Origin of the sequence: Prosthecomicrobium sp. N25 (genome assembly GCF_037203705.1) — a bacterium.
GTDB lineage: Bacteria > Pseudomonadota > Alphaproteobacteria > Rhizobiales > Ancalomicrobiaceae > Prosthecodimorpha.
Genome location: NZ_JBBCAT010000003.1, coordinates 1 through 22,336, shown reverse-complemented (window position 1 = coordinate 22,336; position 22,336 = coordinate 1). Strand labels below are relative to the sequence as shown.

The 22,336-nt window shown below is 70.0% G+C and carries 22 protein-coding genes; 9 read left to right on the top strand and 13 right to left on the bottom strand.

Translation table 11 applies throughout. The features are described 5' to 3' along the window. Nucleotides 1-13: 13 nt before the first annotated feature. Genes WBG79_RS19200 through WBG79_RS19185 form a run of 4 tightly spaced genes read right to left on the bottom strand, consistent with a single transcriptional unit; the run spans nt 14 to nt 3,588 of the window. A complete protein-coding gene (locus tag WBG79_RS19200) occupies nt 14-517 on the bottom strand; it encodes a cupredoxin domain-containing protein (protein WP_337358832.1) in 504 nt (167 codons plus the stop codon). Nucleotides 518-530: 13 nt separating this feature from the next. Beyond that, nucleotides 531-1,937 carry a multicopper oxidase family protein gene (locus WBG79_RS19195; protein ID WP_337358831.1) on the bottom strand — a complete coding sequence of 469 codons (1,407 nt, stop codon included), beginning with the start codon at nt 1,935-1,937 and terminating at the stop codon, nt 531-533. A gap of 11 nt (nt 1,938-1,948) precedes the next feature. Continuing rightward, entirely contained in the window at nt 1,949-3,373 is a 1,425-nt protein-coding gene (locus tag WBG79_RS19190; protein ID WP_337358830.1) for a TolC family protein, read from the bottom strand. Then, a complete protein-coding gene (locus WBG79_RS19185; protein ID WP_337358829.1) occupies nt 3,370-3,588 on the bottom strand; it encodes a hypothetical protein in 219 nt (72 codons plus the stop codon). The genes WBG79_RS19190 and WBG79_RS19185 overlap by 4 nt, the downstream gene beginning before the upstream one ends. Nucleotides 3,589-4,333: 745 nt before the next feature. Here WBG79_RS19185 and WBG79_RS19180 point away from each other — a divergent pair. Then, on the top strand, nt 4,334-4,573 hold the full coding sequence (locus WBG79_RS19180; RefSeq protein WP_337358828.1) for a hypothetical protein: 240 nt from the start codon (nt 4,334-4,336) through the stop codon (nt 4,571-4,573). A 156-nt stretch (nt 4,574-4,729) separates the two neighbouring features. Here the strand turns inward: WBG79_RS19180 and WBG79_RS19175 are convergent, their stop codons facing one another. Then, nucleotides 4,730-5,665, bottom strand: coding sequence for a hypothetical protein (locus tag WBG79_RS19175; protein ID WP_337358827.1), 936 nt, complete (start codon nt 5,663-5,665; stop codon nt 4,730-4,732). A gap of 127 nt (nt 5,666-5,792) precedes the next feature. Further along, complete coding sequence (locus WBG79_RS19170) at nt 5,793-6,797, bottom strand: hypothetical protein (RefSeq protein WP_337358826.1); 1,005 nt, start codon at nt 6,795-6,797, stop codon at nt 5,793-5,795. 457 nt (nt 6,798-7,254) lie between these two features. Between WBG79_RS19170 and WBG79_RS19165 the strand changes: the two genes are divergently transcribed. Further along, a complete protein-coding gene (locus tag WBG79_RS19165; RefSeq protein WP_337358825.1) occupies nt 7,255-7,554 on the top strand; it encodes a hypothetical protein in 300 nt (99 codons plus the stop codon). An 18-nt stretch (nt 7,555-7,572) separates the two neighbouring features. Continuing rightward, nucleotides 7,573-8,457, top strand: a complete 885-nt coding sequence (locus WBG79_RS19160) for a hypothetical protein (protein WP_337358824.1) — start codon at nt 7,573-7,575, stop codon at nt 8,455-8,457. A gap of 22 nt (nt 8,458-8,479) precedes the next feature. On the opposite strand, the gene WBG79_RS19155 is transcribed toward WBG79_RS19160, so the two are convergent. Next, nucleotides 8,480-8,935 carry a GatB/YqeY domain-containing protein gene (locus WBG79_RS19155; protein ID WP_337358823.1) on the bottom strand — a complete coding sequence of 152 codons (456 nt, stop codon included), beginning with the start codon at nt 8,933-8,935 and terminating at the stop codon, nt 8,480-8,482. 156 nt (nt 8,936-9,091) lie between these two features. Between WBG79_RS19155 and carA the strand changes: the two genes are divergently transcribed. Then, nucleotides 9,092-10,315 carry a glutamine-hydrolyzing carbamoyl-phosphate synthase small subunit gene (gene carA / locus WBG79_RS19150; protein WP_337358822.1) on the top strand — a complete coding sequence of 408 codons (1,224 nt, stop codon included), beginning with the start codon at nt 9,092-9,094 and terminating at the stop codon, nt 10,313-10,315. A 78-nt stretch (nt 10,316-10,393) separates the two neighbouring features. Here carA and ypfJ read toward each other — a convergent pair whose 3' ends face one another. Further along, nucleotides 10,394-11,350 (bottom strand): KPN_02809 family neutral zinc metallopeptidase, encoded by a 957-nt coding sequence (gene ypfJ / locus WBG79_RS19145; protein WP_337358821.1) that lies wholly within the window; start codon nt 11,348-11,350, stop codon nt 10,394-10,396. Between the two features lie 295 nt (nt 11,351-11,645). Here ypfJ and WBG79_RS19140 point away from each other — a divergent pair, with 295 nt between their 5' ends. After that, nucleotides 11,646-12,341, top strand: coding sequence for a class I SAM-dependent methyltransferase (locus WBG79_RS19140; RefSeq protein ID WP_337358820.1), 696 nt, complete (start codon nt 11,646-11,648; stop codon nt 12,339-12,341). An 18-nt stretch (nt 12,342-12,359) separates the two neighbouring features. On the opposite strand, the gene WBG79_RS19135 is transcribed toward WBG79_RS19140, so the two are convergent. From WBG79_RS19135 to WBG79_RS19115, 5 genes are all read right to left on the bottom strand, one after another. Continuing rightward, a complete protein-coding gene (locus WBG79_RS19135) occupies nt 12,360-13,727 on the bottom strand; it encodes an aminotransferase (protein ID WP_443147495.1) in 1,368 nt (455 codons plus the stop codon). A gap of 144 nt (nt 13,728-13,871) precedes the next feature. After that, nucleotides 13,872-14,753: an ABC transporter permease gene (locus WBG79_RS19130; protein WP_337358818.1), complete on the bottom strand. Its 882-nt coding sequence runs from the start codon at nt 14,751-14,753 to the stop codon at nt 13,872-13,874. Then, nucleotides 14,750-15,763 (bottom strand): ABC transporter permease, encoded by a 1,014-nt coding sequence (locus tag WBG79_RS19125; RefSeq protein WP_337358817.1) that lies wholly within the window; start codon nt 15,761-15,763, stop codon nt 14,750-14,752. The genes WBG79_RS19130 and WBG79_RS19125 overlap by 4 nt, the downstream gene beginning before the upstream one ends. Further along, complete coding sequence (locus WBG79_RS19120; RefSeq protein WP_337358816.1) at nt 15,756-16,838, bottom strand: ABC transporter ATP-binding protein; 1,083 nt, start codon at nt 16,836-16,838, stop codon at nt 15,756-15,758. Before WBG79_RS19120 ends, WBG79_RS19125 begins: the two co-directional genes overlap by 8 nt. A gap of 137 nt (nt 16,839-16,975) precedes the next feature. Next, nucleotides 16,976-18,148, bottom strand: coding sequence for an extracellular solute-binding protein (locus tag WBG79_RS19115; protein WP_337358815.1), 1,173 nt, complete (start codon nt 18,146-18,148; stop codon nt 16,976-16,978). A 234-nt stretch (nt 18,149-18,382) separates the two neighbouring features. Here WBG79_RS19115 and WBG79_RS19110 point away from each other — a divergent pair, with 234 nt between their 5' ends. The 4 genes from WBG79_RS19110 to phnX are packed head-to-tail and all read left to right on the top strand — an operon-like array spanning nt 18,383 to nt 22,063. Beyond that, nucleotides 18,383-19,117 (top strand): sulfite exporter TauE/SafE family protein, encoded by a 735-nt coding sequence (locus tag WBG79_RS19110; RefSeq protein WP_337358814.1) that lies wholly within the window; start codon nt 18,383-18,385, stop codon nt 19,115-19,117. Nucleotides 19,118-19,140: 23 nt separating this feature from the next. Next, nucleotides 19,141-20,142, top strand: a complete 1,002-nt coding sequence (locus tag WBG79_RS19105; protein WP_337358813.1) for an agmatinase — start codon at nt 19,141-19,143, stop codon at nt 20,140-20,142. Continuing rightward, on the top strand, nt 20,139-21,263 hold the full coding sequence (locus tag WBG79_RS19100) for a TIGR03364 family FAD-dependent oxidoreductase (protein WP_337358812.1): 1,125 nt from the start codon (nt 20,139-20,141) through the stop codon (nt 21,261-21,263). Before WBG79_RS19105 ends, WBG79_RS19100 begins: the two co-directional genes overlap by 4 nt. Beyond that, nucleotides 21,260-22,063 (top strand): phosphonoacetaldehyde hydrolase, encoded by an 804-nt coding sequence (gene phnX, locus WBG79_RS19095; RefSeq protein WP_337358811.1) that lies wholly within the window; start codon nt 21,260-21,262, stop codon nt 22,061-22,063. Before WBG79_RS19100 ends, phnX begins: the two co-directional genes overlap by 4 nt. The last annotated feature ends 273 nt before the right edge of the window (nt 22,064-22,336 follow it).

The window sequence follows — 22,336 nt, the reverse complement described above, 5'->3', positions numbered from 1 at the left end:
TGGGATCCTTTCTTCACTTCTTCTTCGAGGAGGCGGGCACCACCACGAGGGGCCCGTTCATGCCGGCCTCGTAGTGGCCGGGCTTCAGGCAGGCGAACTCGAACGTCCCCGCCTTGGAGAACGTCCAGACGAGTTCCGCGGTCGCGCCCGGCTGCAGGGACGTTCCGTTCGGGTCGTCGTGCTCCATCTCCGGGAATCTTTGCATGAGGGCGGCATGCTTGGCGTTGTCGGCCGGGGTGCCGAGCATGAATTCGTGGGCGAGTTGCCCGGCGTTGCGGATGCGGAAGCGGATCCGCTCGCCCTGCTTCACCTCGATCCGGGACGGCTCGAAGGCCATGCGGCCGTCGACCTCCCGGGCGACCACCTCGACGACGCGCGCGGGCTTCTTCGGGTCGCCCGGCTCGCCGAAGGCATAGCCGTCATGACTGTGGGTGTGTCCGGGGGCGCCGGGGGACGCGGCCGCCGGGCCGGCGACGAGGCCCGCCAGGATGGCGAGCGCGAGGACCGTCGATCTCATTGTTCGATCTCCTTCAATGCTGATGGCCGGCCTTCGGCTTGGTATTGCCCGGCTTGACGACCGTCACCTCGGCGGTCCGGCCCGGCACGACCTTGGCGGGGGGAGCGCTGGCGGCGGGCTTCGGGTCGCCCGTCCACTCGTACGCGACGGTGCCGGGCGGATGCTTGAACCAGCCCGGGTCCTTGTAGTCGTCCCGGGCGATGCCCTCGCGGACCTTCACGACCGAGAACATGCCGCCCATCTCCACGGGCCCGAACTGGGCGAAGCCGGTCATCATGGGGAGCGTATTGTCGGGAAGCGGCATCTCCATCGCGCCCATCTCGGCCATGCCGGTCGAGCCCATGGGCATGTAGTCCGGCACGAGCTTGCGGATCTTCTTGGCGATCTCGCGCTTGTCGACGCCGATCCAGGTCTTCACGTCGTGGCCCATGGCGTTCATCGTGTGATGCGACTTGTGGCAATGGATCGCCCAGTCGCCCTCGTGGACGGCGTCGAACTCGTAGGCCCGCATGGCGCCGACCGGGATGTCGATGGTCACCTCCGGCCAGCGCGCCTCGGGCCGCACCCAGCCGCCGTCGGTGCCGGTCACCTCGAAGTGGTAGCCGTGCATGTGGATCGGGTGGTTGGTCATGGTCAGGTTGCCGACCCGCACGCGTACCCGGTCCCCCTTGGCGCAGACCAGGTGATCGATGCCCGGGAAGGCCCGGCTGTTCCAGGTCCAGAGGTTGAAGTCCGTCATGGTGTTGACCCGGGGCACGTAGGTGCCGGGCGTGATGTCGTAGGCGTTCAGCAGGAACACGAAGTCGCGGTCGACGCGCATGAAGGCCGGGTCCTTCGGGTGGACTACGAAGAAGCCCATCATGCCCATGGCCATCTGGACCATCTCGTCGGCGTGCGGGTGATACATGAAGGTCCCGCTCTTCTGGAGCTGGAACTCGTACACGAAGGTCTTGCCCGGCTTGATGTGGGGCTGGGTCAGGCCGCCGACGCCGTCCATGCCGCAGGGCAGGAGCTGGCCGTGCCAGTGCACCGTCGTGTGCTCGGGCAGCTTGTTGGTGACGAAGATCCGGACCTTGTCGCCCTCGACCGCCTCGATGGTCGGCCCCGGGGACTGGCCGTTGTAGCCCCAGAGATGGGCGACCATGCCGGGCGCGATCTCGCGCGTGACCGGCTCGGCGACGAGATGGAACTCCTTCCAGTCGCCGTTCTGCCGCCAAGGCAGAGTCCAGCCGTTGAGGGTGACCACGGGCTGGTAGTCCGGCCCGCTGGATGGCCGCAGAGGCGGCTGCATGGTCGGCTCCTTCATGGTCGGAGCCTCGGGGATGGAGGCGGCCTGGGCGCGGCCGGAGACCGCGGCCGCGCTCACGAGGGCGGCGGCGGCGCCGCCGGCGCCGAGGAGAGATCGACGGGAGAGCGTCATGACGTGCTCCTTCAATGGCCTTCGCCGCCGGCCTCGGCCGGGGCGGCGGAGGGAGCGGCGGGCGAGCCGGAGCCCGCGCCGCCGCCGATCAGGGCGGATTGGAAGTCGACGGCCGCGATGAAGAAGTCGCGCTTCGCCTCGATGGCGGCCAGGTTGGACGCCGCGCTCTCGCGCGCGGTCGTCAGCAGGGTGAAGACGTCCTTGAGCATGCCGTTGTACTCGAGCACGGCCTGCTCGCCGACGATCCGGCGCAACGGCAGGATGCGGGTCTGGTAGGCCCGGGCGATGTCGTAGGAGGCCCGGTAGGCGGCATAGCCGGCGCGCGCCTCGGAGCGGACCTCGACCGCCTTGGCGGCGAGCCTGTTGACCGCCTGCATGTAGGTCTCGCGGGCGCGCCGCACGGAGGTCTCCCCGAGATCGAAGATCGGGATGGTCGCCTCCAGCTCGAAGCCGCGTCGGCGCGTGCGGTGGGTGTCCGGCCCGTCCTTCTCCCATTCGGTTGCCGAGATGCCGGCGAGTTCGACCGCCGAGACGAAGCGGGTCGCCTCCGTGAGCCCGAGCGACCGGGCGAGGGCCGCGAGCTCCAGCCGGTCGGCCGTCAGGTCGACCCGATGCAGGACGGCGCGGGCCTCCAGTTCGGTCGACGTCTCGACCGCTTTCGGCAGGGGCGGCAGGCGAGTCGGAAGGCGGTAGCCCGTGTCCGCGCCCCAGAGGCCGAGCCGCCGGGTGAGTGCCTCACGCTCGGTGACCGCGCGAAGCCGCGCCCGGGCCAGGTCGTTGGAGATCTCGGCATGGAAGGCCGCCGCCCGGGCCTGGTCGAGCTTGCTCGACGATCCGGCCTCGCCGAGTTTGGTGGTCAGTTCCGCGGCGGCTTCGGCGGAGAGCCGCGCCTGTTCCAGGAAGGACACCGCCTGGGTGGCGGCGACCGCCCGATACCAGGCGCGGCGGGTCTCGGCGGCGGTCCGGAACGTCGCCTCGATGGCGCGGAACCGGGCGGCCTCGAAGCGCTTCTCGCCGATCTCGCGGCGGGCGGGCAGGGTCGCGAGCGACAGCAGGTCGGCGATCAGCCGCCGCTCGATGTCCAGGATCCCGGCGGCGGTCACCCGTTCGAAGGTGACGGTCGGGCTCTCGGGCAGGGTCGAGGCGACATAGTCGGCCTCCGCGATGCCGAGCGCGTTGTATTCGGCCTGGAGGTTGCGGTTGTTGAGGAGCGCGACCCGGACGGCGCCGTCGGGGTCGAGCGGCTTGGCCAGGAGATCGCGGACCCGGGCCTGCGCGGCGGCGGCCTTCTCGGGGCTGTCGATCTTCAGGGTCTCCTGTCGGAGGTCGAGGCTCGCCGCCGAGAGGACGGGGGCCATGCCTCCGTCGGGCGTGAAGCTCGCGCAGCCGGTCAGGAGGACGGCAAGCGCCGCGGCGGCCAGGAGGCGGAGCGTCATGGACCCTTCCCTCTCGGCCCGACGGCCTCGTTGGTCGCGGCCCAGGGCTTGGGCTCGACCGGTCCGAAGGTGCCGGTGCCCGCGAGCACCGGCCGATAGGTGGTGGCGCGCACCTGGACGGCCGGATCGGCCGGGTCGGGCCCGACAGTGACGACGGGCGGCGGCGCGCACGCGGACAGCACCAAGGCTGCCCCGGTCGCCAGGACGATTCTCATGGGGGATCTCGCAAGGACGAGGGACCGCCACGCGGCGGCGGTGCGGACGATGCCGGAAGGGGCGGGAGACGGCCGCGCGGTCACGGCCTGGCGCGCCGCCGGAGCATGCCGGCGGCCCGATCCGCGCTCAGGCTCGCGGTGGCCTTTCGAGGAGGTCTACGGGCCCCGGAACATGCGCTGCCCCCGGCCTGGCAGGCCGAAGACGGCCGAAGACGGGGGCCTGCGGCACGACTTCGGGAGTGACGGCCGCCATGGCATGGCAGGCGACTCCGCAGCACGCGCCGTCGTCGCCGTGGCCGGAGGACGGGCAGCTGTCCGTGCCGGACCTGTGTTCGGCGCTGCCGTGCCCGATCGGGTCGGCCGGGAGCGACCACTGCGCGGCGGACGTCCCGTCGCCGTGCCCGTCCGCGCCCACATGCGAGTGGTGGTGGCCCGGCCCCATTCCCGCCGATGCGGGTGTGCCCGCCAGGACCGCCAGGACGGCGGCGGCCAGAAGCGCGAGCAGCCATGTTCGCAACGGACGGAGCATGGGCCGGACTATACCGTTCCCGTTCGCGGGAGCAAGCGTGGCCGGGGTGCTGCGATGCGGCGGCGGACGGAAGGGAGGGGGGTTGTCGGGTGGTGCGAAAACGCGGCCCGCGGCCTCATGGGTCGGCCCAACGCCGCTGGGACGCGCGGATTGCCAAGTCTGCCCACAGTCACTAACATTTCGATCGAACCAAGCATAGAAAGAGGAGGTTCCCCCATGGATCTGGAGAAGTTCAAGGCCAAGGCGAACGCGCTCAAGTTCAGAAAGGACCTGACACACGTAAGCAGAGAGGGCGCTTCGGTCGTCGTGAAATGGACAAACAAGAAGGGCAACGCCAAGTCCATGACGGTTGAGCTCAGTCCGGCTGCCGCGGCCCTCGACGAGGCGAACCCGGATTTCGCCGAGGCAGCCGCCAAGGACTTCGTCAAGAAGTGGGACGCCCAGAAGGGCTCCTAGACCCTGTGGTCGGCGAACGCCGGGTCGCCCCGCCTTCCCGTGCCGCGGTTGCGGCCCCGGGGCGATGGCCGTGTCCGGCGGCCGCGACGCCGGGTGCCCATGGACGGGCGGGCCGCGCGGGGCCCAGGCCGGCCGCGCGCTTCTCGACGACCGTTCTCAGGAAGCGCGCGGCGTTTCCTCGGGCAGGGCCGGCCAGTCTTCCTCGTCGTCGTCCGCAGGGTGCGGCGGTCGGGCGGAGGGCTCGGCCAGGGGCGAGTCAGGGTCCTGATCGATGAAGCGCTCGTTGTGGACGTGCTCGACCGAAACCACCTTCTCCTTATCCACGGCGTAGCCGAACCTCCACAGGACATCGGCCGTCATCGAGTAGATCCGGTAGAAGTCCCTCAGCGACATGCGCTTGTACTTGTCGGCGGACTTGTCGTGGATGGGTTCCCAGAGCTTGATGCCGCCGTGGCCGATCTCGCCGGGCTGGTACTTCTCGTGAGACCGAAGAACGGCGTCCTCCCACTCGAGACCGAAGTACGAAATCAGCCGTCGCAACACCGGTTCGGGGTTCTTCACGAAGTTCTCGTAGCGCAGGATGGGCCCGCCGCACTCGTAGGCATATCCCATCTTGCGGGCATAGAGGGCGGCCAGGGCCGCGATCGGGTCGGTTCTCGTCACATAGGGAAACAGGTGCTTGTCCATGCCGCGGGCCCAGCGGCCGATCTTCTCGCGGACATCGACGACCACGTCCGTCGTCGGCAGCTCCTTGCCGCGGATCCTGCACCAGAGGCGGAGGGGGACGTTCTGTGCGATCCGCCGCTCGTCCGCCGCGGCCTCGACCCCGCCGATGCTGGTGATCGACGCGAAGGGATTGCGGGCCAGCGTGAAGGAGGGCACGGCGAAGGACGAGATCCAGACCGCGTTCTTGACGAGGATAACGCCCCCTCTCGGCGGGCGCGGCTCGCCGGCGGCGAAATCCGACTCGTAGATCAGGCGCGCGCCGCCGTGACGGACCCGCGAGACCAGCTTCTGCTCGGCGCGCGTGTTTGTCGCGTTCAGATCATGGGCGACCTTAATCTTCGAGTGCGCGGCGAGGGCCCTCAGCAAGACGGTCTCGCCCGATCTCGAGAAACTGTTGAGCATGAAGACCGGGTAGCCGGACAACAACTCCGTCGAGGGTCGAGACGCGTTCATGTTGGTTCAACGGTGGGAGGGTGACGGCACGTGCCATACATCATGAGAGCCTTTTGGGCCAGCGCAGGATTTTGCTCCAGGGCTGGGCGGATTCTCGAGGTTTTTCCTTGATCATCAGCCCCAGCAGGGCATCCAGCGTCCGCCCGTTCCATTCGGGCATCCGGCTTTCAGGGGCCCGGTCGGCGAACAGCGGAGCGTTCGTGATCTCTCTCAACCATCGAACGTCCTCGGCCGTGTCTTTGACAATTCGCCGCTGCAGCTCCAGGGGGAGACTGAACTTCGAGCCGGGGAGACGCGCCAGCGCGCTGGTCAGCTCCGGCTGGTCGTCGAGCGACCGGCGGCCGGCTCTCGCCATGAGGCGATCGAGCAGCAGGATCGCCTCGTAGGACACGGACGGATTGCGCTGCTCGTCGGGAAGCTTGCGCGCCAGTTCCGGCGCACCCAGGGCGGCGCAAAAATCGGACATCAACGTGCCGCCGACGAAATGCTCGGAGCCGAAGGGTCGTATGTCCATGGCGCCGGGTCCGTAGGCGTTCATCCAGGCCTCGATGCCGGCTCTGTAGCGCGGGAACACGGAACGGCCCCTGCGGCCGTCGTCGGTCGCCGTTTGCGACGCCAGTTCGTCGAGCGTTATGCGTCCATGGCGCAGATGCTGCTGTGCCTGGCTGGTCGCCCAGGCGATCGGCTCGCGCACGTAGACGATCACCCGGACGTCGTCGGTGATCCGATCCAGCACCGATTTCAGGGCATCCCGGCGTCGGGCGCGGTAATGGAACAACGCCTCCGACGAGATGACGAGCCGGTCGACGGGGTTCTCCTTGAGCTGCTGGACGAGGCGTTCGGCGATGTCATTGACGCGCGAGGTGTCCTGGGCGGCGTCCTCGGAGGTCCCGAAGGCGCGGTTCAGGACGCGGGACTGGTTGTCGCCGAGGTCGGGAAACAGGATGCCGGATTCGCGCAAGAGCCCGCGGTTCTCCTCGAGCGCGTCCTGGATGCTCGTCGAGCCGGTCTTGTGCATGCCGATATGCAGATAGAGCTGCACCATCTCGACCCTTCAGGCTGCGCGGCACAGGCCGGTCCGGCGCGGCCGCGCGCAACCGTCGGGCGTGGAGGATGCCCCGCGATCCACCCTGGCCGTCCCGATCCCGACCGGCGCCCGTCCGCGTGCCGGTCGTACGGGAACGATGTCGCCCCGCTCCGGCGTGCCGCGTCGGGGATGCGTCCGAGGCGACTTCGGCGCCAACGGGCGTCGGGCAGCGGTGAGGGGGCGGAGGGCATCGGAGGCGGGCGACCGGACGGGCACTGGACCACGGCGCACCGGCGGGCAGAGCGGCGTCGCGCGGACGCACGGTTCTGCTCCGGAACTCTGTGGATTTCCGTCGTTCATTCTCGAAGCCCATGGCCGAGGGTCGTTCCGAGTCGCGACCAACATGCCTATTTTTGCATGTCTCGCGTTCCATGCCTATGGTCACAACGGCGTACCGGGCCCCAAGGAATCCGCCATGGCCTGTGCAGTCCCGATCCTCGCGGCGGCGGCCATGGCGCTGTTCGCCGGATGGGTCTGTCGGCTCCCGTTCCGGGTACTCGCAGCGGCGACGCTGGCCGTGTCCGGCTTCGAACTCTTGGCCGTCGAGGAACTCGCATGCTACTCGGACCTCGTCAGTGCGGATGCCGCCTTGTTCCGGTTGCCTCTGTACAGCGCGCTTCTCAATGCCGGCATGGCATCGTTCGCCTACACTGCGGAAGCGCCCGACTGGACTGACGACTTGCCGGAGGGCAGGGACTCGGTAGCAAACTGGTGATCGAGGACGAGGACGAGAATGTACGCGATCCACATCGGGGCTCCGAAGACGGGTACGACGTCTCTTCAGCACACGCTCAAGAGCCTGGACGAGGAGCTGGCCAAGCATGGCGTGCGCTATCACTTCACCCCCAGGTTCCAGAAGAGCGAGATCGGCCAGTTCATCCGGGGCAAGGCGGAACCCGCCGACAGCGCCTTCACGCCGCTCCGGCAGGAGATCGAATCGACGCGCTGCGTGCTGCTGAGCGACGAGGGCTGCACGGGTCCCCTGATGAATCCCTCCAAGAAGACGTGGGACGCCGCGCCGGAGCGCGCGTTCAGGTTCACCGACAAGCTGGGGATCCCGCCGCACAAGGTCATCGTCACGGTGCGGCGCCAGGACGAGTTCCTGCTCTCCTGCTACCTGCACAGGCTGCGCCACGGCCGGGTGACCTCCGAGTTCCGGCCGTACTGGGAGCAGGAGGTCAGGCTGGAGCTGATGCGCTGGTCGACCCTCCTAAGCACGGTGGAGCGCCACTACGGTCGGGACAAGCTGGTGGTGCTGCCGTTCGAGTACCTGCGGGCGGACTTCCCCGGCTTCGTACGGACCTTCCTCAAGCTGGGGACCGGCACCGATCTCACGGCCGACGTCATCCCGGTCGAGAGCCGGAACCAGGGTCTCGGCGCCGAACAGGTGGGCAAGGCGCTCGAACTGGTCCGCGCCCTCAAGGACGAGAACAAGTCCGTCCGGGAGATCAAGGAAACGATCAGGACCGAACTGATGCAGGACGAGCCGCCGCAACGGTCCCGGCCGGACCTCGGCGAGCTCAAGGCCAAGCTTGCCGCCCTCTTCAGGAAGGACAACGAGGCCGTCAGCGAGAGGTATTTCGCGGTGAAGCACCCGGCGTTCCTGTTCGACGCCTGAGCTGCCCTCTCCCGTTCTCGCCTCACCCCGCGAGCACGGCCTTCACCACGGCGCCGGCCTTGCCCATGTCCATGCGGCCGGCGTAGCGCTCCTTGAGCGCGGACATGACCTTGCCCATGTCCTTGACGCTCGCCGCGCCGACCTCCGTCACGATCGCGCGCACGGCCGCGTCCACCTCGGCCGGGTCCATCTGACGGGGCAGGTAGTCGCGGATGATGGCGATCTCGGCGCGTTCGGCGGCGGCGAGTTCGGGGCGGCCGCCCTCATCGTAGAGGCGGGCCGATTCCTCGCGGGACTTGATGAGCTTCGTCATCAGCTCGACGATCTCGGCGTCCGGGATGGTGCCCGCGGCCGCGCCGCCGCGCGAGGCGATGTCCTTGTCCTTGACGGCCGAGGTGATCATCCGCAGCGTCGAGACCTTCGCCTTGTCGCCGGCCTTCATGGCCGCCTTCAGATCGTCGTTCAGTCGCTGGCGCATGGCCGGTCCTCGCGGGTGCCGCCGGGCAAGACGGGGCGGAAACGTTGACGGGCGGAGCGTCCGCCCTTATCTCAGCGCGACGGATTCATCCGTCGACCGTTGCCGACGATATCGGGTCGGCCGAGTTCTAGATCAACACCGTCAGGAAGCAAGCCCATGAGCGCGACCGGAAACGCCCCCGGAACGGACCCGAACGCCTGGGCGGATCCGCGACCGACGGCGCTTCTCGTGCTCGCCGACGGGACGGTCGTCGAAGGCTTCGGCCTCGGCGCGGTCGGCCGGCAAGTGGGCGAGGTCTGCTTCAACACGGCGATGACGGGATACCAGGAGATCCTGACGGATCCCTCCTATGCCGGGCAGATCATCACCTTCACGTTCCCGCATATCGGCAATGTCGGGGTCAACGACGAGGACATCGAGACCGTCAACATGGCGGCCGTGACGGGCGCGCGCGGCGTCGTCCTCAAGGCCGACATCACCGATCCGGCGAACTGGCGCGCCTCGCGGCACCTCGACCAGTGGCTGAAGGCGCGCGGGATCGTCGGCATCGCGGGCGTCGACACGCGCGCCCTGACGGCGCTCATCCGCGAGGCGGGCATGCCCAACGCGGTCGTGGCGCACGACCCGGAGGGGGCCTTCGACGTGGAGGCCCTGAAGGCCGAGGCGAAGGCCTGGCCGGGCCTCGTCGGCATGGACCTCGTGCCGGGGGTGACCGCCGGGCAGACCTTCACGTGGGACGAGACGAGCTGGCACCTGGGCGAGGGCTACGGCCACCAGACCGACCCGAAGTACCACGTGGTGGCGATCGACTACGGGGTGAAGCGCAATATCCTTCGCCTGCTGGCGGACGCCGGCTGCCGCGTCACCGTGCTGCCCGCGACCGCGACGGCCGAGGACGTGCTGGCCCACCGGCCGGACGGCGTCTTCCTCTCCAACGGCCCGGGCGACCCGGCGGCGACGGGCGAATATGCGGTGCCGACCATCCGGCGGCTGGTGGACGAGGGCCTGCCGACCTTCGGCATCTGCCTCGGGCACCAGATGCTCGGGCTCGCGCTCGGCGGCCGGACCGCCAAGATGCACCAGGGCCATCACGGCGCGAACCATCCGGTGAAGGACTTCACCACCGGCAAGGTGGAGATCACGTCGATGAACCACGGCTTCGCGGTCGACCGCGAGAGCCTGCCGGCCAACGTCGAGGAGACCCACGTCTCGCTCTTCGACGGAACCAACTGCGGCATCCGCCTGAAGGGAAAGCCGGTCTTCTCGGTGCAGTACCACCCGGAGGCCTCGCCCGGTCCGCGCGACAGCCACTATCTCTTCACGCGATTCGTGAACCTCATCCGCGAGCGCAAGGGCGAGCCGCAAGTCGCCGAGCGGTAAGGGATTCGCGAAGGGCAGGGGGCCGTCGCGCGGTCACTCCGCGCTCCAGATGGGGCGCGCGGGTGGTTCCGCGGCCGCCTAGAGCTGGCTCGTGTTGAAGGTGTCGCAGGAGCCCATGCGGCCGGAGTCGAAGCCGGCGCGGAACCAGCGGACGCGCTGCTGCGACGTGCCGTGCGTGAAGCTGTCCGGCACCGCGTAGCCCTGGATGGTCCGCTGGATGGCGTCGTCGCCGATCCGCGAGGCGGCGTTCAGCGCCTCCTCGATGTCGCCGGGCTCGATGAAGTCGCGCTCCTTCTGGGCATGGTGCGCCCAGACGCCGGCGAGGCAGTCGGCCTGCAGCTCGACGCGCACCGAAGCGCGGTTGGCGTCGCGCTCGCTCATGCGCTGGCGGGCCTCGTTGAAGGCCGGCAGGATGCCGAGCAGGTTCTGGATGTGGTGGCCGATCTCGTGGGAGACCACGTAGGCCTGGGCGAAGTCGCCGGGCGCGCGGAAGCGGGTCTTCAGCTGGTCGTAGAAGGCGAGGTCGATGTAGACCTTGCGGTCGGCCGGGCAGTAGAAGGGCCCCGTCTGGGCGTTGGCCGTGCCGCAGCCGGAGCGCGTCGCGCCGGAGAAGATCACGAGGGTCGGCTCCTGGTAGCGCATGCCCGCCGCCTTGCGGACGAGATCCCCGGCCTGCTGGGGCAGGATCTCGGCCCAGCGCTGCTCGGTGTCGCGCAGCACGACCGCCGTGAAGCGGGTGAGCTCGTCGCGGCGGACGGAGCCCTGCGGGGCCGGCTGGCGCGTCTGGCGCTCGTACTGGGACGGTCCGGGCCCGACCGATTGACCGGACAGGAGCGACAGCGGATTGATCCCGAAGATCCAGGCGACGATCAGAAACAGGATGATCGTGCCGATGCCGCCGCCGCCAAGGTTTATCGGCATGCCGAGGCCGCCGCCGCCGAGGCCGCCGCCGAACCCGCCGCCCGTGTCGAACCCGCCGCCTTCACCGCGCCGGTCCTCGACGTTGGAGCTTTCCTCCCGGCCTTCCCACCGCATGCGCCCGTCTCCCTCGGCCTCGCGCGCAACCGGACCTGCCGGGCCCGCCGGGCTGTCCGCCCCTTATAGCGTGAGCCTTGCGGCAGCGGGAAGGCGAGAGGTGGAGCGGCAACGCCCGAGGCGGGCGGGGGTTCCCGGGGCTGCGGGGGCCGTGGTGACGCCCGGCGGCAGGTCCGTCGGCCCGGCTCGCCCCAAAACTTGCCGATCTCCTTGCCCGGCCGGGGATTTCCGGGGCGGCGTTGCGCTCCGCCGCGGCGTTGCACTAGGGTCGCGCGGGTCCCTGGCGGGAGGACGGATGGCACAGGCTTGGCTCGACTTCTGGAACGGCACGCACCGGATCTACGTGAACGACCGGCACCGCCGGGTGCACTACGACAAGGTCGCGGCCGACATCGCGGCGCTGGTGCCGCGGCCGGACGCGGTCGTGGTCGACTGGGGCTGCGGCGACGCGCTGGCGGCCGAGCAGGTGGCGCGCGCCTGCGGGGAGCTCGTGCTCTGCGACGCCGCCGAGAACACGCGGCGGCGGGTCGCCGCGCGGGTCGGCGGCGAGGCGCGGATCCGGGTCGTGTCGCCGGAGGAGCTGGCGCGCGACTACGCGGGGCGGGTCGACCTGATGGTGGTCAACTCGGTGCTGCAGTACCTGGACGAGCCCGCGCTCGGCGCGCTCCTCCGCGATGCGAAGGCACTCCTGCGTCCGGGCGGGCGCCTCGTCGTCGCCGACGTCATCCCGCCCGAGGACGACCTCGTCGGGGACGTCCGCAACCTGCTCGCCACGGGCTGGCGCCACGGCTTCGTGCTCGCCGCCCTCGGCGGGCTCGCGGCCATGTTCTTCTCCCCCTACCGCAAGCTCCGGGCCGAGATCGGGCTCGCGCGGCATGGGGAGGCGGAGCTGCTCGCCCGGCTCGCGGCCGCGGGCTTCCGGGCGGAGCGGCTGAGGCCCAACCTCGGCTTCGACCAGAGACGCATGGCCTTCTCGGCCACAAAGGCCTGACGGAGCGGCCCGGCCGGGTCAGGCCGGCTTCAGGCGGTCGAGGGCGCCGTCGAGGCCCTTGCGGAACTTGGCGAGCATCTCGTCGAGCTCGCCCGCGGTGATGACCAGCGGGGGCGTGAAGGCGATGCGGTCGCCGATCGCGCGGACGATCAGGCCGGCCTTCTGGCACTCGTCCTGGACCACGAGGCCGGCCTTGGCCTCCGGCGCGAAGGGGATGCGCCTCGCCTTGTCGAGCATGATCTCGACGCCGGCGATCAGGCCGACGCCGCGGGCGTTGCCGACGAGCGGGTGGTCCTCGGTCGCCTTCAGGCCGTCCTGCATGACGGGCGAGACCTTGCGGACGTGGCCGAGGATGTCGCGCTCCTCGTAGATCTTCAGGGTCTCCAGGGCGACCGCGCAGGCGACCGGGTGGCCGCCGTAGGTGAAGCCGTGCCCGAAGGTGCCGAGCTTCTTCGATTCCGCCAGCATGGCCTCGTAGATCGGCCCCGAGATCATCAGGGCCGAGATCGGCTGGTAGGCGGCGGAGAGCGCCTTGGCGCAGGAGACCATGTCGGGCTCCAGGCCGTAGGTCTCCGAGCCCCACATGTTGCCGGTCCGGCCGAAGCCGCAGATGACCTCGTCGGCGAGGAACAGGATGTCGTACTTCTTCAGGATCGGCTGGATCCTCTCGAAATAGCCCTTCGGCGGCGTGATGGCGCCGCCGCCGCCCTGGACGGGCTCGGCGAAGAAGGCCGCCACGGTGTCGGGGTCCTCGGCGAGGATGAGCTTCTCGAGGTTGTCGGCCATCCGCTGCGAGAAGGCCTCCTCGCTTTCGCCCTCCTCGTGGAAGCGATACCAGTGCGGGTTGTCCGCGTGCCGGAACTGGGGGAGGGGGACGTCGAAGTCGCCCTGCATGTGGGGCTGGCCGGAGACGCTGACGGAGGCGACCGTGTTGCCGTGATAGCCGCGGACGCGGCCGATGATCTTCTTCTTCTTCGGCCGGCCGAGCGCGTTGTTGTAGTACCAGACGAGCTTGATGGCGGCGTCGTTGGCCTCCGAGCCGGAGCACTGGAACATCGCCTTGGACATGCCCTTCGGGGTGATGGCGAGCAGGCGATCGGCGAGCTCGGCGGCCGGCACGTGGCTCTTGGCGAAGAACGTGTGGTAGTAGGGCAGCTCCAGCATCTGCCGGTAGGCGACCTCGGCAAGGCGCCGCTCGGAGAAGCCGAGCGAGGCGCACCAGAGCCCGGCCATCGCCTCCAGGTACTTGTTGCCCGCCTCGTCGTAGACGTAGACGCCCTCGCCGCGGCCGATGATGGTGCCGCCGGTCTCCGCGTAGGCGGCGAGGTCGGTCTGCTGGTGGACGAGCGAGGCGCGGTCGATGAGGTCGTGCGAGTTGGCGATCATGGCGGGCTCGGGGTTCGGGTCACGTGGGGCGGCCAAGTCTCTTCCGTCTCGGCCGTGTTCGTCCAGGCCCGTCGCGGGCCTCCAACCGCCCGGCCGGCGCGAGCCACGGCATGAAGAGGTCGAGGACGGGCCGCATCGGCACTCCTAGGCGGCCACGGGGCCGGCGTTCAGCTCCTCCACCTCGGCGCGATGGGCCGCCTCCGCGCGGGCTTCGGCCCGGGCGGCCTCGCGGCGCTTCAGGAGCTCGTACAGGATCGCGCCCGCCACCGTCACGGCCACGACGGCGACCGCGAGGGCGGAGAGGGCCGGGGTCGTGCCCTGGCGGACGCGGCCGGCGAGGACGGTGGTCAGCGTCTTGTCGGCGAGGATCGCGAAGGTCGTGGTGTTGTAGTTCTCGAAGGAGGACAGGAAGGCGATCACGGCGGCGGAGCCGATGGCGGGGGCCATGAAGGGGATCAGCACATGGCGGAAGACCTGGGCCCGGGTGGCGCCGAGGTCGAGGGCGGCCTCATCCAGCGTGCGGTCGAAGCGGGCCAGCCGGGCCAGGAAGATCAGCATGGTGTAGGCCGAGATGAAGCTCGACTGGGCGAGGACGGTCAGGACCGTGCCGTCGTAGATGAACTTCAGGCCGGTCGCCTGGGTGGTCTGGCGCCAGAAGACGACCGTCGAGATGCCGATGATGACGCCGGGGGTGAGGACCGGGGAGACCACCACGAGGTAGTAGAAGGCGCGCGCGCGGTCGTAGACCTGGGTCATCACGATCGCGCCGGCGAAGCCTACGGGCACGGAGACCAGGACGACCAGGAGGCCGATCCACAGGCTGTTCTTCAGGCCGTAGATCATGTCCTTATCGTTCCAGAGCACGCCGAACCAGTCGAGCGTGAAGCCCTCGAAGGGCATGATCTGGGGGTAGGCCGAGGTGTTGAACGCCGTGATGCCCATGATCACGAGCGGGCCGAACAGGTAGGCGAAGAAGACCAGCAGGTAGAAGCCCATCAGGGCCCGGAAGACCGCGCGGGAGGTCATCGGGCGATCTCCCCGAGGCCGAGGCGGAAGACCTTCAGGACGCCGAGGACGAAGACGATGCAGGCGACGAGCAGGATCAGCGCGTAGGCGGCACCCTGTTGCCAGTTGAAGGCCTGATAGAAGCGATCGTAGACGATCGGTGTGAACCACAGGGTCTTGGGCCCGCCGAGGATGAGCGGCGCCGCGATCGCCCCGGCGGTCAGCATGAAGACGAGCGTGGCGCCGGAGCCGATGCCGGGCTTGGCGTGCGGGACGACGATGAAGGCGTGGATGTGCCACCAGGGGGCGCCGAGGTCGCGCGCGGCCTCGACCAGGTTGCGGTCGAGCGTCTCGATGGCGTTGTAGAGGGCGAACATCATCATGAGCAGGTACGCGTAGGCGAGCCCCGAATAGAGCGCGACGTCGGCGGCGATGAAGTCGACGGGCGCGTCGACCAGCCCGAGCGCCAGCAGGGCCTTGTTGATGACCCCCTGGCTGGCGAAGAGGATGCGGAACGCGAAGGCGCGCAGGATCTCGTTGACCCAATAGGGCGCGATCAGGAGCAGCATGAAGAGGCGGAGCCGCGCCGGCTTCGCGACCTGGGCCATGTAGTAGGCGAGGGGATAGCAGATCGCGAAGTCGAGGATGGTGATCAGGATCGAGACCCAGATCGTCAGGAAGAAGGCCTTCAGGTGGGTGGCGTTCCAGGCGTCCGTCGAGGTGGTCGAGCCGAACAGGAAGTAGCGGTAGTTCTCGAGCGTGTAGAAGTCCTTGGGACCGCCCCACTGGGTCGGCGGCAGCTTCGGCCGTAAGGAGAGGTCGATCATCGCCATGAGGGGCATGACGATCATGAAGATCGCCCAGAGCCCGACGGCGACCACGAGGAAGAGCGCGACGGGCCAGCCGTTGCGGGCGATGAAGCCGGGGCCGGCCGGAGCCTTGCGGCGCTCGGCCCAGGCCATCAGCGCGAAAGCCGCCACGACCAGGGGCGGCAGCGCGTAGATGACCCACTGGCCGAGGGCGCTATGCATGGCCGGCCTGCTCGGGCGGCAGGACGACCGCCTCCTCGGCCCGGTAGGCGAGCGTTACGGCGGCCCCCTCGGGCGGGACCTCCCGCGCGGCGGCGCCCGAGAGGGTGACGGTCAGGCGGGTGCCGGACGGAGCCGCGAGGGTCAGGTGGGTGACGTTGCCCTCGAAGGCGGCCTCGGTGACCCGCACCGGAATTCCGGCGTCGTCCTCTCGGCCGATCGCGAAGGCTTCCGGGCGGACGAAGAGGACCGCCTCGGAGCCCGCCATCAGCCTGCGGGCGTTCACGCCGGCCAGAGGGCCGAACTCGGTGCCGACCCGGGCGAAGTCGCCGTCGACCTCCACGACCCGGCCCGGCAGGGCGTTGTTCTCGCCCACGAAGGCGGCCACGAAGGCGGTCCGCGGGTGATTGTAGAGGGTGCGGCCGTCGGCGACCTGCTCGATGACGCCCCGGTTCATGACCGCGATGCGGTCCGACATGGTCAGCGCCTCGCCCTGGTCGTGGGTGATGTACACGAAGGTGATGCCGACCCGGCGCTGGATGGCGCGGAGCTCGTTGCGCATGTGCTGGCGGAGCTTCAGGTCGAGCGCGCTCAGGGGCTCGTCGAGCAGGAGCACCTGCGGCTCGACCGCGAGCGCGCGGGCGATGGCGACGCGCTGCTTCTGGCCGCCGGAAAGTTCGTCGATGCGCTTGCCACCCTGGCCGGGCAGGGCGATCAGGTCGAGCAGGCGGTCGACCTTGGCGGCCCGCTCCCGGCGGCCGACCCCGCGCACGCGCAGGCCGTAGCCGATGTTGTCGGCGACCGACATCATCGGGAAGAGGGCGAGGTTCTGGAAGATGAGCGCGGTCGGGCGGGCGTTCGGCCCGGTGCCGCGCATGTCGCGTCCGTCGATCAACACGCGGCCCTCGGACGGCTCGACGAAACCCGAAATGGCGCGCAGCAGCGTGGTCTTGCCGCATCCGGAGGGGCCGAGGAACGAGAAGAACTCGCCCGGCCGGATCTCCAGGTTGGCGTCGTCGACGGCCGTGAACGTGCCGAAGCGGACGCTGACGCGGTCGAGCTGGACGGCGGCTGTCATGCGGGGAGGGGCTCCGGGTGGAGGCCGGCTGCGGCCGTCCGGCGGGCGCGGCCGGAGCGGGCCGTGGGGGCGGGGCGAGCTGCCGGGGCCGGCCGCTGGGAGACGGCCGGCCCCGGCGGGAGGAAGCCCGAGAGGCCTCAGGCCGCCTTGAACTTCTCCGCGTACTGGGTGCGGAGTTCCGCGAACCAGGACGGCTCCGGCGGGCGGTGCCACAGCTTCGACGTGGCGTCGTCCGGGAAGGCCTCCTGGAAATTCTTCTTGGCGACGTCGGAGAGGAGCGCGTCGGCGCCCTTGGCGATCGGGTTGTAGCCCGACCCGTCGGCGACCTTGGCGGAGACCTCCGGGGTGTGCACGTAGTTCAGCCACTCGTAGGCCTGCTCGATGTTCTTGGCGCCGGTCGGCATGGACCAGCCGTCGAGCCAGGCGATCGCGCCCTCCTGCGGGGCCATGTAGGAGACCGGCTTGCCCTGCTTCTTCAGCGACAGCGGCGGGCCGTCCCAGGTCTGGCCGATGACGACGCCGTTCTCCATCAGGCCCGACTTCGTGTTGTCGGCGGAGTCCCAGAACTGCTTGATCCAGGGCTTCTTGGTGATCGCGACCTTGAGGATCTCGTCGTAGATCTTCTTCATGGTCGCCTCGTCCTTGAAGGCGTCCATCATGCGGTTGGACGGCAGCTTGCCGGTGGCGTCGAGCCAGAGGCCGATGCCGAGCAGGAGCGAGTGGGGCCGGCCCTGCACCTTGCCCTTGTACTCCTCGTTCCACAGCGTGCCGTAGGAGAGCGTCTTATAGTCGAGCTTGGTCAGGTCCGTCCGCCAGGAGATCGCCTCCGACCCCCAGCAGTGCGGCAGGTGGTAGAGCTTGCCGTCCCAGGTCCAGACGCTCGTCGATCCCTCCAGCATGGCGGGCAGCAGGACGTCGAGCTTCAGCTTCTTGGTATCGAAGGGCTGGAGCAGGGCGAGGTCCTTGAACTGGGGGGCGCGGTCGCGCGTCGGCTGGCAGAGGTCGAAGCCCTCGCCGCCGGTGGCCTGCAGCTTGTTGATCTGCTCCTCGTTCTGGGAGAAGGGCGTGGAGTTGATCTTGATTCCGGTCTTCTTCTCGAACTCGGGGATGACCGGGTTGGGCAGCTCGTCGTCCCAGTGCAGGAGGTTGAGGCTGCCCGAGGACGAGAGCGCGTCCTTCACGTACCAGGGGCCGGTGGCGGCGACGGCGCCGGCCGCGGCGGTCGCCTTCAGGATCGTGCGGCGGGTGAAGGAGCGGGCGGCGGCCAGCGTGGCGGCCGTGTCGTTCCGGGGATCCAACGTCTTGCTCATGTCTCTCGTTCCCTCTGGCTGAGCCCCCACGGCAAAGCACGAAGCGGGCCAGGAACGGCAGTTTCGGTTTCACGCGCGGTTTGCTTTCGTGTAACCGGCGATCCAGGGGGTGACGTGACGTGCGCTTCGGCACCTGCCTAGATTCCGAGCAGCGCCTGCCGCAGCGTGGGACTGGTGGTCGGGGGTGCGGGGGCGTAGTCATGAAGTCCCCCGGCCCGCGGTCGAGTCCCGCCCTTGCTGATCGCCTATGCCTTCCTGGTCGTCTTCGTGGCCGGCGTCCTGCGCGGAATGACGGGGTTCGGTTATGCGCTGATGGCCGCGATCGCGCTCGCCGCCGTCTTCCCGCCCGGGCTGACGACCGCCACCGTGCTGATCGTGGAACTCGCCATCACGGCTCTGATGCTGCGCGACGGCGCGCTCAGGGCGGCGGAGCCGGCGCGGCTCGTGCCGCTCTCGGTCGGCGGCGTGGCCGGGACGGTGGCGGGCGCGGCGCTGGCGAGTGCGCTGCCGGCGGCCTGGGTCAAACCGGCGCTCGACGCGGCGGTGCTCGCCTCCGCGCTCGTGTCGCTCGCCCATTTCCGCGCCCCGGGGCTGGACCGGCCCTGGATCGGCGGCCTGATCGCCTTCCTGGTCGGGGTGCTCGCCTCCGCCTTCGCGGTCGGCGGGCCGTTCCTGGTGGTCTGGTTCCTGGCGATCGGCGCCGCACCCGCCTCGATCCGGGGCAACCTCACCGTCTTCTTCGGCGTCGTGGACGTCGCCGCGATCGTCATGCGGGCGTCCACGATCGGCATCCCGGCGGAGGCCTGGACGACGGCGCTCCTTCTGTTGCCGCCCACCCTCGCCGGCGTCTTCCTGGGCGGCCGGCTCTTCCACAAGGTCGACGCCGCCTGGTGGCGGCGCATCGCGGCCTGGTCGATCGCCGGCGGGGCGATCCTCAGCCTCGGCCGCTCCCTCGTCCTGCGCCCCTGAGGCGATCACGCGAGACACGAACCATGGTCAAGTCGATCGAACGCTATCCCGAACTCGCCGATCCCCAGCGCCGGCCGCGCTACACCGGCATCCCGACCTTCTTCCGCCTTCCCTATGCGGAGGATCTCGCGGGGGTCGACCTCGCCGTCGTGGGCGTGCCCTTCGACGGCGGCGTCACCCACCGGACCGGGACGCGGCACGGACCGCGCGAGATGCGCAACGCCTCCTCGCTGATCCGCAAGGTCAACGGCGCGACCGGCGTCGCGCCCTTCGACCTCGTCCGGGTGGCGGACCTGGGCGACGCCTGGGTGGAGAAGCCCTACGAGCTGGAGGGCGCGCATGCGGAGATCGCGGCCTTCTTCCGGACAGTCGTCGGGGCCGGGGTCACGCCTCTGTCCGTCGGCGGAGACCATTCGATCTCGCTGCCCATCCTGCGCGCGGTGGCCAAGGACGGGCCGCTCGGGATGGTGCATGTCGATGCCCATTGCGACACGGGCGACGACTACCTGGGGTCGCGGTTCCATCACGGCGCGCCGTTCCGGCGGGCGGTGGAGGAGGGGCTCCTCGACCCGAGGCGGGTCATCCAGATCGGCATCCGGGGCAGCCTCAACACGCCGGACATGTGGGCCTTCTCGTTCGAGTCCGGCATGCGGGTCGTGCCGATCGAGGAGTTCGACGACAAGGGTTGGGCCTGGGCGGCCGAGGAGGCGCGCCGCGTCGTCGGGGGCGGGCCGGCCTATCTCTCCTTCGACATCGACGGGATCGACCCGAGCCAGGCGCCCGGGACCGGCACCCCGGAGGCGGGCGGCATCACGGTCCTGCAGGCGCAGCGCCTGGTCCGGGCGCTCGACGGGCTCGATCTGGTCGCCGCCGACCTGGTCGAGGTCTCGCCGCCCTGGGACGTCGGCGGCATGACCACGCTGGCGGGCGTCACGATCCTGTTCGAAATCCTGTGCATCCTGGCCGGGGCGCGGGCGCGCCAGGACCGGGCGGCGCGGGAAGGGGAGGGGGAGGCGCTGCCATGACCGACTACGATCTCGCCGTCGTGGGCGCCGGCATCGTCGGCCTCGCGCACGCGCTCGCGGCGGCGCGGAAGGGACTGAAAGTGATGGTGATCGACCGCGACGCCCAGGCGAACGGGGCGTCCGTCCGCAACTTCGGCTTCGTCACGGTGACCGGGCAGGAGCGCGGAGCGTGCTGGCGGCGCGCCCTGCGGTCGCGCGACGTCTGGGCCGAGGTGGCGCCGCAGGCCGGCATCCGGGTCGAGCACCGCGGCCTCGTGGTGGCGGCGCGGCGGCCGGAGGCGATGGCGGTGCTGGAGGCGTTCCGGGCGACCGAGATGGGGGAGGGCTGCCGCCTGATGTCGCCCGCCGAGGCGGCCGGCGTGGTGCCGGCGCTCCGGACCGGGGCGCTCGCCGGCGCGCTCCACTCGCCCCATGAGGTCCGGGTCGAGAGCCGGGACGCGATCCCGAAGCTGGCGCGCTGGCTGGAGGCGGCGTGGGGCGTGACCATCCTGCGGTCCACGCTGGTCAGGGCCGTGGAGCCGCCGCACCTCGAGACCAGCGCCGGGCCGGTGCGGGCGGCGGCGGCGGTCGTCTGCCCGGGCGAGGACTTCCTGTCGCTCTTCCCCGAGCGGATCGCCGCCTACGGGGTGACCAAGTGCAAACTGCACATGATGCGCGTCGCGCCCGGGGCGGCCGGGTTCCGGCTCGGGGCAGCGGTCATGTCCGACCTCGGGCTCGTGCGCTATCTCGGCTATGTGGCCCTCTCCGAGGCGGCGGCCCTGAAGGCGCGGCTCGAGGCGGAGCAGGGGGACGCGCTCGCCAACGGGGTGCACCTCATCGCCGTCCAGTCGGCGGACGGTTCGCTGGTGGTCGGCGACAGCCACCACTACGGGCCGACACCCGACCCCTTCGCGCCGGAATCCGTCGACCGGATCATCCTCGACGAGTTCGAGGCGGTTCTCGACGTGCCGGGGGCCCGGGTGGTGGAGCGCTGGACCGGCATCTATCCTTCGGCGCCGGACCGGCTGATGTTCGTCGACCGGCCGGCTGAGCGGGTCCGGATCGCGATGGTGACGAGCGGGACGGGGGCGTCGACCGCCTTCGCGATCGCCGAGGAAGTGATCGGGGAGATGTTCGGATGAGGCACCTCAAGGCGGTCGTCTTCGACTGGGCGGGGACGATCGTGGACTACGGGTCGCGCGCGCCGATGGGCGCCTTCGTGCAGGTCTTCGCCTCCTTCGGGGTGGAGATCACCATCGCGGAGGCGCGGCGGCCGATGGGCCTGCCGAAGTGGGACCATATCGACGCGCTGCTCCGGGATCCCTCGATCGCCGCGCGCTGGCAGGCCGCACGGGGCGGGATGCCGACCAGGGAGGACGTCGACCGGATCCACGCGGTGTTCGTGCCGCTCAACGCCCGGGTGGTGACCGACTACGCCGACCTGATCCCCGGGGCGCTCGAGACGGTGGCGGCCTGCCGGGCGCGCGGCCTGAAGATCGGGTCGACGACGGGCTACACGCGCGAGATCATGGAACGGCTTGTTCCGGTCGCGGCGGCGGCGGGCTACGCGCCGGACAACCTGGTGTGCGCCGGAGACCTGCCGGCCGGGCGGCCGACTCCGCTGATGATGTACCGGACCTTCGCGGATCTCGGCGTCTACCCGCCCTCCGCGGTGGTGAAGGTCGACGACACGGAACCGGGCATCGCGGAGGGCCTGGCGGCGGGCTGCTGGACGGTCGGCGTGGCGCTGTCAGGCAACGCCATGGGGCTGTCCCGCGAGGAGGTCGAGGCGCTGCCAGAGGCGGAGTACGAGCGTCGGCTCGCCCGGGCGCGGGCGGAGCTCGACCGGTCCGGCGCGCATGTGATCATCGACAGCGTCGAGGACCTGGTCCCCGTGCTCGACCTCTTCGAAGAGAAGCTGGCGCGGGGCGAGAGACCGTGAGCGTGTTTTCCCCAAGCTGTGGATAAACCGCAAGATTCCAGCATTCCCGCGCGTTTCCGGGTTCGCATTACCCGTGGCCCGAAACTTTTTCGAAGAGCCGTGTTGACAGGCGGCGGGGTGGGGGACTAGATAGCGGCCAACGACGAGGGCGGTGGCGCTGCCGAGCGGCAGTGAACTTCGCTCTTGTTTCCGGGTCCTCGGGTGGTTATCTGAGGGTTCGGCGGCCCGGTGAGGGTCAGCTTCTCTCGCAAGACTGAAGCGGTCGGCTCCGAG

Coding starts and splice junctions, on each gene's coding strand:
- WBG79_RS19200 (WP_337358832.1), bottom strand. CDS start 517: ATGAGATCGACGGTCCTCGCGCTCGCCATCCTGGCGGGCCTCGTCGCC.
- WBG79_RS19195 (WP_337358831.1), bottom strand. CDS start 1,937: ATGACGCTCTCCCGTCGATCTCTCCTCGGCGCCGGCGGCGCCGCCGCC.
- WBG79_RS19190 (WP_337358830.1), bottom strand. CDS start 3,373: ATGACGCTCCGCCTCCTGGCCGCCGCGGCGCTTGCCGTCCTCCTGACC.
- WBG79_RS19185 (WP_337358829.1), bottom strand. CDS start 3,588: ATGAGAATCGTCCTGGCGACCGGGGCAGCCTTGGTGCTGTCCGCGTGC.
- WBG79_RS19180 (WP_337358828.1), top strand. CDS start 4,334: ATGGATCTGGAGAAGTTCAAGGCCAAGGCGAACGCGCTCAAGTTCAGA.
- WBG79_RS19170 (WP_337358826.1), bottom strand. CDS start 6,797: ATGGTGCAGCTCTATCTGCATATCGGCATGCACAAGACCGGCTCGACG.
- WBG79_RS19165 (WP_337358825.1), top strand. CDS start 7,255: ATGGCCTGTGCAGTCCCGATCCTCGCGGCGGCGGCCATGGCGCTGTTC.
- WBG79_RS19160 (WP_337358824.1), top strand. CDS start 7,573: ATGTACGCGATCCACATCGGGGCTCCGAAGACGGGTACGACGTCTCTT.
- WBG79_RS19155 (WP_337358823.1), bottom strand. CDS start 8,935: ATGCGCCAGCGACTGAACGACGATCTGAAGGCGGCCATGAAGGCCGGC.
- carA (WP_337358822.1), top strand. CDS start 9,092: ATGAGCGCGACCGGAAACGCCCCCGGAACGGACCCGAACGCCTGGGCG.
- ypfJ (WP_337358821.1), bottom strand. CDS start 11,350: ATGCGGTGGGAAGGCCGGGAGGAAAGCTCCAACGTCGAGGACCGGCGC.
- WBG79_RS19140 (WP_337358820.1), top strand. CDS start 11,646: ATGGCACAGGCTTGGCTCGACTTCTGGAACGGCACGCACCGGATCTAC.
- WBG79_RS19135 (WP_443147495.1), bottom strand. CDS start 13,727: ATGATCGCCAACTCGCACGACCTCATCGACCGCGCCTCGCTCGTCCAC.
- WBG79_RS19130 (WP_337358818.1), bottom strand. CDS start 14,753: ATGACCTCCCGCGCGGTCTTCCGGGCCCTGATGGGCTTCTACCTGCTG.
- WBG79_RS19125 (WP_337358817.1), bottom strand. CDS start 15,763: ATGCATAGCGCCCTCGGCCAGTGGGTCATCTACGCGCTGCCGCCCCTG.
- WBG79_RS19120 (WP_337358816.1), bottom strand. CDS start 16,838: ATGACAGCCGCCGTCCAGCTCGACCGCGTCAGCGTCCGCTTCGGCACG.
- WBG79_RS19115 (WP_337358815.1), bottom strand. CDS start 18,148: ATGAGCAAGACGTTGGATCCCCGGAACGACACGGCCGCCACGCTGGCC.
- WBG79_RS19105 (WP_337358813.1), top strand. CDS start 19,141: ATGGTCAAGTCGATCGAACGCTATCCCGAACTCGCCGATCCCCAGCGC.
- WBG79_RS19100 (WP_337358812.1), top strand. CDS start 20,139: ATGACCGACTACGATCTCGCCGTCGTGGGCGCCGGCATCGTCGGCCTC.
- phnX (WP_337358811.1), top strand. CDS start 21,260: ATGAGGCACCTCAAGGCGGTCGTCTTCGACTGGGCGGGGACGATCGTG.